We start from the raw sequence: 14108 nt of genomic DNA, 5'->3' as shown, positions 1-14108 counted from the left end.
CTCTATTAAATTTTTAAACTTCTGATTTCAACTTTTTACTAGTCCGTTTTTTAGCAGGCTTCGCCACAGGATCTAGTAAATATTGGATCTCGTCATCTTTTGCATCAATCATGATCAATTTCGGCAATTTTTGATCTGCCAACGCCACTAAAATTTCAGTTGCCAAAGCAGGTAAAACTGTAGAATTTAAGATGTTATCAACATTACGGGCGCCACTATCCACTTCAGTACAACGGCTGAGTAGCAACTCAACCAAGTCATCTGAATATTGAACTTCCGTTCCATATTGTTTTTCAATTCGAGCAGTAATTTTGCCCAATTTATGTTTAATAATTCGAACCAATAAATCATCATGCAATGGGAAATATGGCACAACTCTCATACGCCCTAAAAAGGCTGGCTTAAACTGTTTATATAAACTCGGCTTTAAATGTTCGATTAAATCTTCTGCGGTAGGCCATTCTTCTACAGGCTGATTTAAACATGCCTGCATAATTGCACTCGAGCCTGTATTTGAAGTTAATAAGATTGTCGTGTTTTTAAAATCAATAACGCGCCCTTCACCATCCTCTAAAGTGCCTTTATCAAATACTTGATAGAATAACTCCTGAACATCGCTATGTGCTTTTTCAATTTCGTCGAGTAACACAACACTATAAGGATTACGGCGTACAGCTTCAGTTAAAACCCCACCCTGACCATAGCCAACATAGCCTGGAGGAGCACCTTTAAGCGAAGAGACAGTATGTGCTTCTTGATACTCAGACATATTAATCGTGATTAAATGCTGTTCACCGCCATATAACTCATTAGCCAAGGCTAAAGCAGTTTCGGTTTTACCAACCCCACTAGGTCCAACTAAAAGGAACACCCCTTGAGGTTTATTTGGGTCTTCTAATTTAGCTTTTGAAGTTTTAATCCCTTGAACTAATTGTGTAAGTGCATAATCTTGCCCCATTACACGCTCACCCAATTTATCTTCAAGCGTTAAAATCTGCTTAATTTCATCATTGACCATTTTCCCAACAGGAATACCTGTCCAATCAGAAATAATTTCATTGATGATCTGAGAGTTTACTCGCTCAAAAACTAACGGCTGTTGTCCCTGAATATCAGCAAGGTCTTTGCGCATTAAATTAATCTGATCGTAGGCTTCAGACTCATTAGAATGGCTCTGCGATTCTAATTCCTGAATTTTACGAACTAGCTCTAATTCTTTTTGCCATTGTTCCTGAGTCTCTTGGATCTCACTTTGTAATGACTCTAGTTGGTTTTTCAGATTTTCTAATCTTTCATGATGTATTGGAATTTGACGGTGTTCATTTTCCAAAATTTGTTGCTCAAGCTTTAAGTTATGTTCTTGTGCTTTTAATTGATCAAGTTTGACTGGCTGTGCATTTTGGGTCAAAGCTACACGCGCTGCCGCAGTATCAAGAACACTTACTGCTTTGTCTGGAAGTTGACGACCACTAATATAGCGATGAGAGGCATGTACAGCCGTTACAATTGCTTCATCATCAATTTGTAAATTAAAGTGCTTTTGCATTACGGGAATCATTGCACGTAACATATCTACAGCAACTTCTTCGGTCGGTTCTTCAACCTTTACCACCTGAAAACGGCGGCTCAATGCAGCATCTTTCTCAAAATACTGTTTATATTCTGCCCATGTTGTTGCAGCAATAGTACGTAACTCACCACGAGCAAGTGCAGGTTTTAAAAGATTGGCAGCATCGTTTTGCCCCGCTTGGCCACCTGCTCCAATAAGCGTATGCGCTTCATCAATAAATAAAATAATAGGATGAGCCGATGATTGGACTTCTTGAATAACTTGCTTTAAACGGTTTTCAAATTCACCTTTAACACTTGCCCCAGCTTGCAAAAGCCCCATATCTAAAACGTGCAAATGAACATTTTTTAATGCTTCAGGAACTAAACCTTGAGCAATTTTTAAAGCCAACCCTTCAACTACAGCTGTTTTACCTACACCTGGCTCACCAGTTAAAATTGGGTTGTTCTGACGTCTACGCATTAAAATATCGAGCATCAAACGAATTTCATATTCACGCCCAATAACAGGGTCAATCCCACCATTCTTCGCTTTTTCAGTTAAATTAATTGTATATTGATCTAAAGCAGGTGTTTTTTGAGTTTTTGCAGTTGGAGTCGCGGCTTGTTCTAATTCAGCTGCTTGTGAAGTTGTTTTTGATTCTTCTTGTTGTTCTACACTTTTTTCACAAATTTCAAGAAACTTATGTTTCATTGAGTCTATCGGGAAAAGATCAAATAAACTCGAAGCTCTCGTTGCAATTTGATAGAGGTCTGGTGCAGTTAATAATGCAACCAATAAATGACCACTACGAATGACAGGATTTTGTTCTGCTGAAGCCAATAACCAAGCTTGTTCAAATAAACGAACAATTGATTTAGCAAAAATTGGAGTACGTGTATTACCTTTTGGTAATTGAGAAATTGTTTCTTTTAAATCATCTGCCAAAGCATCGGCTGAGATTTTATATTTTTTTAATAAAATTTTTAAATCGTTTTCTAAAGACTGATTAAGTAACTCTAAAAATAAATGTTCAATTTCAATTTCGTAGTTTTGCTGAAGAACACAAGCATTAGCAGATTTTTCTAAAGCAGTGCGTGCAGCTGTAGAAAGTTTTGTAATTAAAATTTTTAAACTACTCATCATTACTCTCAATATTTTTAAATAATTTAATACTTAAAATCATAATGCCCGTATATTACCAAAATTTAGCTTTATCCGACAAATAACCCAGCATTACAATCATTAATATGATTTATTAGATTTCTTATATCTGAATAAAAAATCTAATACCATTTAAGATCATTTAATTAGTACACATATCTTTTTAACTTAAACATTTAAGAAAAAAGATATACCCTCTGCTACCCTTGATTAACCAAACTTTGTTTCGGTAATAATTTACAACCACACGATAATGAATCATTTACTCTTGCAGCTGCTTTTCCCATCACTTGCATATTTGGGTCGCCGGAAACAATCGTAGAAACCGTTTTATGCGCCGGACAAGTTGCTTTATCACCTACACATGCAATTGCGATTCCATCAATTAAAAATGTACTATTACCAGAAATGACTTGCCCTCCACCTGTCGTTGGGCATCCAATCGTAATGTAAGGGCTAGCCATATTCTTCTCCTTATCCCTATAAAACGGTGAACTCAATTCGGCGGTTTTTCTTTCTACCTTCCGCAGAAGTATTGTCCGCTACAGGCTTAGATGAACCTAAACCTTCGGTAGATAAATGATCAGCAGGAATATTCTTACTAATTAAGTAATTTTTAACTGCTAAAGCTCGATCTTGGCTGAGTTTTAAGTTTTTGGTCGCATCACCAGAACTATCGGTATGCCCCACAATTTTGACTTTTTTCCCGCCCACTTTATTTAAAGCAACAGCCATTTCATCAAGAATTTTTTGCCCAGCTTCAGTTAATACTGCACTACCAGATTCAAATTCAATAATTCGATTTTTTAAAGCATCATCAATAATCTTCTGCTCAGCCTGATTTACAGAAAGCTGGGAAAATAATTGATATGGAGGCTGTACCAAACTCTGAAAAGACTGAATGGTTGGCTGTATTTCTGTCGGATTTAGCATTTTCCCGGTCAGTTCAAATCGGGTTCCATTAACACTTAACTTACCCTGAGAAACTTTTTTAAGATCAGGTGTAATCACTCGTGTGACAGAGTCACTCCATCCATTTGGAGCGGCAACTGGTCGAACTTGTATTTTATCGACAACTTGATCTGCACCATAAACAGACTGCATTTTCATTAAAATAGCCTGTTTACTTGCTTCATTTGGCACTACACCTTCTACAACTATAGGCTGTGCTAAAGCATAATTCGCAATTGCATATATAAAACAGCCTTTTATAAGTTGTGAAAGTTTAATTTGATATTTTTGATTCATTGTTATTCACCCAAAAAAGTCTGTCTAAATAGTTTTAAACCTTGATTTAAACTTAATTGGCGTTGACATAAAGATTGTTCTAGCGTTGCTAAACCAGCATTCTGTTCCAAATAAGTATCAATCCATTGAGCTTGTATTAAAGAAACCCAATGTTTGCTATCCATATTCTGAGTAAAAATATCGCTAAGAGCTAAAATATCAGCACCCTGAAAACCAAAGAATAATACCGGCTGCTCCCGATGTAACAACCCAATTAATACTTCGGTATTATGCTGTTTTAAAAAACGACAAATAATACTGACCCAGAATGCCGCTATTTCATAACAATAAGCAGGATTATTAATCGGTAGAATCAAGACTTTATTTAAACGGCTAGTCCCATTTTGTAAAATTGGTTGTAGTAGTAATCCTAAACCAATCATACTTTGAGCTAACTCATAAATACTTAGCTTCATTAACTGAGCAAATGAATGCATGGTATGATTTTCATAAAAACCTACACATTCACGTTCAGATAAAACCTGAATTTGATTTGGTAAATGATTTAGCTTACCAAATAATAAGTCAGAGTCTTTAATTCCTCTTAATGCACGATTATTTTGAAATAAATCAACTAAGACATGCTTATAGCTATAAGGTGCATATAATAAATTTTCATATGGCAAATCAATCTCAAGTAAATGACTGAGTACCATCGGAAAAGCTCGGCCTGAACTGTCTTCGCTCGCCAACAAATTAGCAGCCAAGAACATGTTCTCTTGTGGATTTGCAATAAAGAAATCCAATGAAGGCAACTTGCTATATGCCTCTTTGAACATATTTGACTGCATTGCATATTCCAATGCTTCTGTTATCCACTGATCAAGTACCTGTATTAAGGCATATTGACCTTTTGTCTTTAAGAAATCACCACGCGCAGGGCTTTTCCCGTAATACAGAGGAGTTGTTTTTAATGTATGCATCAATGCTCCTCCTTGAATGTAGAGGTTAGTTTCCATGTCATGGCTTAACTCCCGCAGCAGGTTGTGCTAGTGCAGAAACTGGATTTTCAGTTTTGGCAGGAGCAGCTGCCTGAGCTGGTGCTTGCTGTGCGGATACAACGCGAGCAGCCTTATCCGCAGTTACTTTGTCAACCAGTTGCATACCAGAGTAGCCACGGCTTGAACCGATACTTCCTGAATTACTACTAATAAGACGGAAGTTCATTTTCACAAAGAGTGATGGATCTGTCTTACTGCGCCAAAGCATTTCAAAACCACCGTTTTGCTCTTTACGCTGTGCACTATCGATTAAACGGTTAATCCCGTATTCACCTGGTTCATCAAAAATGGTATGTGTTTGACCTTGTAAATCTACAGCCGTAATACGAGCACCCGGAATACTGCCTTGATTTGGCCAAATAAAGTTAACCCATTGCTGCACCCCATTTTCATAAGTCATACGCTGACCATCAATATCAACGGTATATGAAAGTAACTGCGGGTTTTGAATTGGGTAGAACTGGAAGTTAGACTGATTGGTTGCCGGAGCAGCTGGTGCTTGGCTATTTAACTCACCTGTTGCCATTCCATTTGTAGGTGCAACATAGCGTTGGAAGTTCATAACAAATTGTGGGTTTAAACTAATCCCCAAATCTTTCCATGTTTTGGAGGTTAAGGTATAACCGCGGCGGATAACAAACGGGTCTAAACTCTCTTTAACAAAACGGGAAATACTGCCGTTCTCACCAAGAATTTGTCCAATTTCACTACTTGTTGCTTGTAAAGAAGCTGATGAGTTAAATGGATATTTCTTAGCAAGATTTGCAGTAAATGGTTGATAGGCTTGCATTACCCATAGCTTATTAATTTCATCTTGAGTAGGTGTAATTAAACTTTCAAAGGCTTGGGTAAGTGGACTCACCACTAATTTTTGTAGAAGTTGCTGATCAATTTCACTGAAACCAACCGCCATCTTTTCATCTACAATTTTTTGAGTCTGGTTAAATACCGATGTCTGCTCATTTAAAGTTTGCTTAACCAATGTCATCGCATTCGGTCCGATCTCACCCGCATTCTTAAGTTCATTAAACTTACTACGTACTAAGGCAAGATTCGTCATATATTCATCAAGCAAAGATTTACCTTGCTGATCATCACGTTTACGAACCAATTGATAGAACATTTGATATTCTTGAGAAATAGGCCCTTGAGCATTCGTTACAGCCTGATTTGCTAATTGTTTATCATCATGGTTTAAAACCTTACGTTTAAACCATGCAATAAATCCTTTTTGAGGTGCTGCTAACTCGGCTTGAACAACCGGATTATCCCAATTTGTTTCAATGGCTACGCGTTCAATAAGTGTGCGAATTGGTGAATTTTGTGGTTCGCCCAATACATCAATATTTTTAACTTGCTGAGCAAACTGAGTTGCTTTTGCATAGTGAATACCACTTAAGAATTTTCTCCACTCTGCAATATATTCTTGTTTATACAATGCAGTAAGCTGCTTTCTGATTTGCTCTGGACTACCAGAAAAAGTTAAATCATCAGATTGACGGCTATTAAGCACCCAGTCTTTAGTATCCGTAGGTTTGTCTGCTGCTTCCTCAATTGCTTTTTCTACATACTCGTTCCAAGCTTTTTGAGTAAATACCCCTGGTAATGCATAACTACCCAATACAATATTTTTATTTGCATCACCTACAATCTGGCTTACAGTTAAAGCTGGAAAGCGCACAGCAGCACGCATTTTAATTTCATTATAAACACGGTCACGTGCTGGCATACCTCTAATAACAGAGAGCAATACTTGACGTGTCTGATCCACGAGCTGAGAGTCAGCATCCAAGATCGGGAATTGTTTATCATTTGCCAATGTCATTGCATAAGATAAGATCTGCTCAGCTTCTTGGATCATATCTGCACGTGGCATCTGCCCTTTATTGGCATCAAGCCAAGAACGCCAGAAACGCGTTACCTGATCACTTAAGTGACTTGCATCCATATACTGTGGATTGCTCATCATTAAATATGCTTTTAAAGCATTATAAGCATCTTGAGGGTTGGTATCCGAAGGCTCCAAATATTGCTGAGTTTGAGCAGTTTGCTTGATCTCAACATTGGTATGATTTGCTTTTAAAGTTGCTTCGTTATTTTTTACACGTTGCAAATACTGAGCAATATTTTGCTGTGTAGGTATCAAAACAATTTGCTTAACACCTTTTAAATATTCAGCTTTTAATTTTTCACGTAGCTCATTACCTTGATATAAACCAAAACTAAATTTTAGTGGTCTATTTTCATCAAATTCGTCTAACTGTTGTAGACGTCTTTGCAAGATAAGTAAGGCCTCTAATTGAGTCGACAATTGTTGACCTGAACTCTTTTCCAATTGAACAACTTTATTTAAATCAGCTTGAACTTCAGCAATAAGTTGTTGATTGTTACGATATGACCAAACCCACACACCTAGAATAATGGATACGCCAGCTAAAGCACCAATAAATGCAATATAACGCTGACGCTTTTTGCTTGTATTGACATGCTGTTTAACCAGATCTTTATCTTTTAAAATGACATCTGAAAACAAGCCTTTTAAGAAATAACCATGGTTAGGCGTTGTTTTTAGTTGATCTTTTACTTCACTTTGAGCAATTTGGGAAAGCTGGAATTCCTGTGCAATTTGCTCAGTCATTGGACTTTCTATTACGCCTTCTTGCAAAGCACTCGTGAAATAAAACCCGCGGAAAACTGGTTGGAACTGGTAAGGGTTATCTTCAAACAGTGTCGCAATAAAACTTTTTAATGCTGGTTTTAATGTCTTAAATTCTAATGGGAAAGTCATCACACTAGGTGAGATATTTTGAGAATGTCGACGGCTAAGATGAGTTGAACTGACCCCTTTTAAACCGTCATAAAGAATATTGTAGTGTTTCTCAAAAAGATCTACAGCATTATGAGAAGAGTTTTGCTCATATGGTAGTGTTGCACCCCACGCCTGATTATATTCTTGTGCTTCATAGAATTCGAAAAATTCAGTAAAACCCGCGATCAAATCCATTTTTGAAAAGACTAGATATACGGGTACAACCACTTCTAAACGTTCAGTTAAATCCTGAATACGAGCGCGTAAATTTTTCGCAAGCTTTAATGAGTGTTCTGGACTCTGACTAACAAGCTCAGCAATACTAACAATAAGAATTAAACCATTTACTGGAGCCTTCGAACGGTTCTTCTTTAAGATATTTAAAAAGCCTAACCATTCAGAGTGATCTTCGCTATAGACTGAATAACGTCCAGCGGTGTCGAGTAAAATACCCTCAGTTGAAAAAAACCAGTCACAATTACGCGTACCGCTTAAACCAGCCGAAACCATTTTTTGATGGGTTTCTTCAAAAGGAAACTTTAAACCGGAATTATAGATCGCAGAACTTTTACCAGCAGCCGGGTTACCAATGACCATATACCATGGCAACTCATATAGTGCTGCGTTCCCCTTTTTATCGCCTAACTTTGACTTACGAATCAATTGAATAGATTCTTTCATTTGTTGGCTAATAAGTTGCAGCTCTTCTTTATCTTTATTTTTGCCGTACTCTGCTTGGGTATCCTTTTCAATCGCTTGCGCAAGCTCTTCACCTTGAACAGCATGCTTTTTACGCTGAATTAGCCAATAAATTCCATAAGCGATGAGCCCTAAAGCATATGCAGATGCTAAAGCCCAAAATATATGGCGAGGAATTGAAGTATAGGAAGACATCAATGCCACGAACAATGACAAGGCGATAATTGCTTTAGGATTCGTGATGTACTGCCACAAGTAGCCTAAAATTGTATGCATTCTATTCTCGTTCTAAGTTCAAAGTTTAAATTAGCTATTCAACACCATCGCATCATCTTCTGAATTTTCAGTGACACTCTGCACAAATGTATGTGCTGACACTGTATTTTCTCCAAAGACAAAAGGAACGATATGTTCAGGAAAATGCATACTGAGCATAAAGCCATAAATATCAACTAAATGCTGGGTATGCCCCAATGAAGATTTCACATAAATATAGTGATGTGGTTCAACAGAAGTTTGTGCAAACTGCTGCCGTAATTGTTTCGCTGCTTTTATATCTGTCTGGTCTGAAAGAATAAGTACGTATGGCTCATCTCCCTCATACTGCTGTAATTCATTTAAGTTTAGCGTATGAAGAACTTTGGCTGCTTTTTCTTGGCCCACTACAATTTTTAAGTTTTTAGCCGGTTCGAGTTCTTCGATTTTTAATGATGGGTCCGCAAGGAGACAGCTTGCAGCAAATTCAGCCGGAATATAATCTTTGACCATCCATGATTTTTCATCAATAAGATCTTGATCAATCTCTGAATCAACAGCCAGCATGAGAAATACCTCATGTTCTTTCTTTTGAATGCGTTTTAATAAATGAATAAATTCTTGATAAGCTACACGCTCACCCAAAAAGTGATATTCGATATGAACTTTTTGGGAAATAATGCCAATCTCATTAAAAAACTCTAAAATCAGATCATTACTTTGCTCATCATTCCAAACATGTAATAAATCTTCTGGAAGAAAAATATGCAAATTCAGTCGATTTAAACGGTGTACTTCAACTACGGGTGTTTCCACATCTTCATATTCGCTATTTGGATCGACCCATGCAGGATGCATATGATATTCACGGATCTGATGAGACTCATAAAATAAAATTGAGCGCTTTATATGTTCAGCCAAGCGATACAAATTCTCTATATTTTGTTCTAGTTGTTGTCTGATTAAAGACATGATACGAACTTGTCTTGGTGAAGCAGCGTATTGAGTATCCTCATCATTTGTCTCAGTTAGATCTTTAATTCGATAAGATAAAAGAGGCAATCCATACGAATTCAACAATTGCTCATCAAGCTCCGGACTTTTAAAATTTTGTATTTCTTCAATAATAGTTTCATTCTCGCCTAGGGCATGTATAGCAAAAGCGGAATATACATTAAAATCCAGCTGTTCTAGAGGTTGTTCAATTGCAGCAGATGATTTTTGACTATCATCATCTTGACTTTGATTTGCAGCCTGCTCTTTCTTTTCTTTGTAGCTTTTATAAACACTATAAATTAACCAAGGTGATAAGATCACCAAAGTAATGATTGCTGGCAATAATAAAAAATAAAGGAAAAAGTCGCTTTTATTTGGATTATATTGAACATCACGCCAGTAGAAAATGATAAATCCACTAACAACTGTAAAAATAGCGATGAATGAGAGTAATATTTTTTTAATCATATTTGCTCTCCTATAAGGCTATAACATGTTTCATCGTTATGGGTATTAGGCTTACGAGACATTAAAAAAGCGCCTTGCCCTAGGCCACTTTCTTGGCCTTGAGTTAAGCGAACAGGTTGTATTTCAGACTCATCCAATATCAACCTTAAATCTATCGATAAAGTTGGACTGCACCAGGTTTCTACGATTTTTTTGAGCTTTAAGCTAAGCTCTTGATGAGGTAAAAATTTTAAATATTGCTGACGCTTAAGCGGACCTATTTGAATCTCAATTTTTCCATCAATTTGTTGAATCGTTTCCCCACAAAATGTGTTAATACCAAGTAAGCTCGGTTGACTTCCACCTAAAGTGGTCAGCTGATCACCAGCTAACTTAAACGATTCCTGTACAAACTCTTTAATTGTAATTTCATGCTTAAAAATACAACTCAACATCGTCTTTAAAGCATGAACCGTATTATTTTGCCCCTGCATTAGGCCTGAAAATTCAGCGAAATATTCATCCAAGTCTTGTTGCTGATGTTGTGAACGAACATAGCCATTCAATGCATGGAGAATATCCAAATAATCATTTTTATTTTCAATTTCATAGCGCACAGGCAAGTGATAAGTAATACTTGACTCTACATACTGACTGGTCAACTTATGATTAAACAAGCTTAAAAACTCTTTCGTTTCAGCGCGTTGTTGCCTTGGAGCCTGCTTAATTTTATTTGTATATGTATAAGGTAATGCACCCTGTATACCGGTAAGACCAACGATCAGGTTTGTTAAATGAACACGCTCATCTACTAACTCTAAACTTTCAATTTCAGTGGCCGGAAAATTTAAGTTAAATGAGGTCTCAAATTTAAAATGGTCAGACCATGACAAAGCTGCGTCATTAGCAGGCATATGACGCAATAAACGTGTTGCTTGAATAAACTCAAAAGACTTAGGGCGTTGAAACAACTCAGCCGTTACAGAAGAGTCTTGCCACCAACGTTCTGACTGCATTGGTATAACTCCTGCTGAGATGAATAATCCTTAACCACCAAATCAACAAAACTATTAATTTGAACCTTTAAATTAAAAACACGACTTAATAACTGACTAAAAATATATAAGCTATGCCCTCTAAATACGGATGAATCAATTTGTAATTCAGCTTTTACTCCTCTTACAAACATTGGAAATGGTTTGCCATCTACGAGTTTATGGGTAAGAGAAAATTCTAATTTTTTAATTGATTCTATAATTAAATAGTTTTCTTTTGACTGCGGTAAATTATATAAAGCCAGCAGCTCTTTAACATGAGAAACAGCATCCCCTTTCATAAGTGCTAAGCTATTTAATGAAAGATGCGAGATCACACGCCACTGTTCACTTTGGCCTTGTTCAAACTTATAAGGCTTTGTAGGTCGTTTTAAAACAATGGCACGTCTCGCCAAGCTACTATCATTTAAATTTAATACGTTATTAGACTGACCCAGTGCTTCATGAGGTAAATCACGGTTTGAACATAATAATTTGGTGCTAATAAAATCTGAGCGCGTTGAAAATGGATTTAAATTTTTAGAAATAATGGAATAGCCCATTTCAACGAAATTGGACTGTAACTTTTGATAGTTTACTGAGTAAAAAAAGCGAGCTGTATCATTGTGGTAATGGCTCATCGCAAAAAAAGGCAAAACAGGAACATAGCTTTCTTCCTGATTTGTTTTTTCACGCACCATATTCATCTCAAGTATTGAATATACCTGATAAAACTCAGGATGATGTGCATCTGTAACTAAAGGATATTCTAATTGCTTGTGAACTATCTTCTGAGGTTCAGCATATTTTTCAAATAAATTAATTACTGGGGTAGTAAATAATTTAAAGTTTGCAATATTTAACTCAGAATAGTTTCTAACAACGGCTTGATCATTTAAGTTTAATTTGAAATGAATTAAAAGCTCAAATTCGGATACATGCTGAGGTATTCGCTTTAAAAAATCTAAATCGAGCTTAAGATAACTAAACTTTTCCGGGAAACAAAAGTATTCCATCAACAAACGATAAGCATGATGGGTATGTTGATCAAGCGGTAATAAACTTTCTTGTTCTGCAAAACCAATCAATTCGAATGGATTCTTGCTCAATTCTACAATTGTTTGTCCATATTTAACCGCAAAACTGGTTCCTTTTTTGAAAATACTATCAAGGACCTGTAGAGGAAAATTAGAGATAGCATCCAAATAAATAGGAAGCTTCTCATCAGTTAAACAAGCATGAGCATTATTAAAAATTTCAAATTTAAGGCTCAACGTCGCATTTTGATTTAAGTGCATATGTGCACTAGGTGTAGTTTTAAAATCTAAACCACTTAAATGAATAGGCAGTAATTTAACATCTTGAGTTGTATTAAACTCACACTGTACTCCTTTGAAACTACGAGATTTCAAAACCGTATGATGAGGTACAAGATGAGGTTCTGTAAGCTGTTTAATCTTATTAATATCTTCAAAGCTAACAACTGAACACGCAGGAAAATGTCGTAAGTATTGAGGGAACATCACCTCAAATAAAGAACGAGTAAAAACATCGTAACTATCTGTTAGTTTTTTATCGATTCGAGCAGCAATCAGCGAAAAAGCCTGAATCAGACGTTCAATATGTGGGTCATCAATTTGCTCTTGATTTAAAGATAAGCGCTGAGCAATTTTTGGATATTTTTGGGCAAATTCCCGAGATTGTTGACCAAATTCTTGTAATTGTTTTTCATAAAACGGTAAAAGCTCTTCTATCACAACACACCCACTACGCTTAAGTTCTTGCTGAAATTACATATTGCTGCGTTGTTGGTTTTAACAATGCATCAAATACAACAGGTTCATATAAGGGGTGAATATTTAGATAAGCCTGAATACTTAAACATAATGCGCCCATATTATGTCCATCTAATAACATCTCTACCCGTATTTGTCTTAGCCGAGGTTCATGAGCTGCTATTGATTGCTCAATGGATTGGCAAATTTTATCCCGATCCAGAGGGTTGGCTGTAGAAAGCCCCACAAAATCAATAATCCCGAACTGAAGTATCGATTTTTTTACAAGTGGATAGTCATCAATCACATGATCTAACTTTGCTACCCGACTATTGAGCAAATCTTCTAAATCCTTTGCTACAGATTCTCTTAATTGCTGAATAGAAAGACCTTTTGCATAATCTTCACTTTCTGGAATTAAGCGATCAAATAAAGTTGAACGAAATCCGTATGGATAAAGCCGATCTAAGTTCATTCGAGTTCACAACAAAGTATATTTAAAGACAGCAGAGGCTAACTTTATGTCAGCCTCCACCAAATATTCACTTAAATAATTACGCTGCGTAAGAAGCTGTATTATTAGAAAGTGACCATTTCTTAGTAACAGCACCTTTAGCAGTACCGTTAATATCTTGTTGGTTATAAGTCCACTCAACAGCAGCATATTTCAAACCGAATGCTTCTGTAGGAACGCCTTCTTCGTTAACAGTTGGAGTTACACTCGAAACTAGAACGTGCTTCAATTTGATTTGTAAGTACTTGATACGTTTATCGCCATTTGCACGATAGAAGTCGATTTGTACTTCATCAAATGTATAACCAGCTGAACAAGCTTCCCATAATTTAGGGCTAGTTGCGTCTAAGTCTTTCACGAAAACCATGTCAGAATGTTCAACACGTTCAGCAGTGTGGCCGCCTACACTACTTGAAGTAGCAGATTTAGGTTGACGGATGTTATGAGACCAAGAGTTAACTTCTAACCAACCTTTGTGCTCAGAATCACGAGATTCTCCATCAACTTTATATTTACCGCGAAACTCAACGTATATATCTTTCATTTAGAACTTTCCTATTTTTAATTTAAAGTTATTC

10 protein-coding genes are annotated in these 14108 nt (G+C 36.5%); all 10 read right to left on the bottom strand.

Features of this window, described 5'->3' with window-relative positions; genetic code table 11:
- Positions 1-13: 13 nt before the first annotated feature.
- A complete protein-coding gene (gene tssH / locus G9371_RS09630; RefSeq protein WP_086374583.1) occupies positions 14-2695 on the bottom strand; it encodes a type VI secretion system ATPase TssH in 2682 nt (893 codons plus the stop codon).
- A gap of 218 nt (positions 2696-2913) precedes the next feature.
- Complete coding sequence (locus G9371_RS09625; RefSeq protein ID WP_000168114.1) at positions 2914-3177, bottom strand: PAAR domain-containing protein; 264 nt, start codon at positions 3175-3177, stop codon at positions 2914-2916.
- A 16-nt stretch (positions 3178-3193) separates the two neighbouring features.
- Positions 3194-3961 (bottom strand): OmpA family protein, encoded by a 768-nt coding sequence (locus G9371_RS09620; protein WP_001072410.1) that lies wholly within the window; start codon positions 3959-3961, stop codon positions 3194-3196.
- 2 nt (positions 3962-3963) lie between these two features.
- Positions 3964-4923, bottom strand: coding sequence for a type VI secretion system-associated protein TagF (gene tagF, locus G9371_RS09615; RefSeq protein WP_000557241.1), 960 nt, complete (start codon positions 4921-4923; stop codon positions 3964-3966).
- Positions 4924-4960: 37 nt separating this feature from the next.
- Positions 4961-8785 (bottom strand): type VI secretion system membrane subunit TssM, encoded by a 3825-nt coding sequence (gene tssM, locus G9371_RS09610; RefSeq protein ID WP_000556919.1) that lies wholly within the window; start codon positions 8783-8785, stop codon positions 4961-4963.
- A gap of 30 nt (positions 8786-8815) precedes the next feature.
- Complete coding sequence (locus tag G9371_RS09605) at positions 8816-10228, bottom strand: hypothetical protein (RefSeq protein ID WP_029424215.1); 1413 nt, start codon at positions 10226-10228, stop codon at positions 8816-8818.
- On the bottom strand, positions 10225-11223 hold the full coding sequence (gene tssG, locus G9371_RS09600) for a type VI secretion system baseplate subunit TssG (protein ID WP_001190394.1): 999 nt from the start codon (positions 11221-11223) through the stop codon (positions 10225-10227). The genes G9371_RS09605 and tssG overlap by 4 nt, the downstream gene beginning before the upstream one ends.
- Complete coding sequence (gene tssF, locus G9371_RS09595) at positions 11187-12998, bottom strand: type VI secretion system baseplate subunit TssF (protein ID WP_000568820.1); 1812 nt, start codon at positions 12996-12998, stop codon at positions 11187-11189. The genes tssG and tssF overlap by 37 nt, the downstream gene beginning before the upstream one ends.
- A 16-nt stretch (positions 12999-13014) precedes the next feature.
- Positions 13015-13491, bottom strand: a complete 477-nt coding sequence (gene tssE, locus G9371_RS09590; RefSeq protein WP_001047031.1) for a type VI secretion system baseplate subunit TssE — start codon at positions 13489-13491, stop codon at positions 13015-13017.
- Between the two features lie 79 nt (positions 13492-13570).
- Positions 13571-14074, bottom strand: coding sequence for an Hcp family type VI secretion system effector (locus G9371_RS09585; RefSeq protein WP_000653195.1), 504 nt, complete (start codon positions 14072-14074; stop codon positions 13571-13573).
- Positions 14075-14108: the final 34 nt, after the last annotated feature.

Source organism: Acinetobacter sp. EKM10A, from assembly GCF_011075215.1.
Lineage (GTDB): Bacteria > Pseudomonadota > Gammaproteobacteria > Pseudomonadales > Moraxellaceae > Acinetobacter > Acinetobacter baumannii.
Note: the sequence above shows the minus strand (reverse complement) of the source record. Positions and strands in the feature narration are given on the sequence as shown.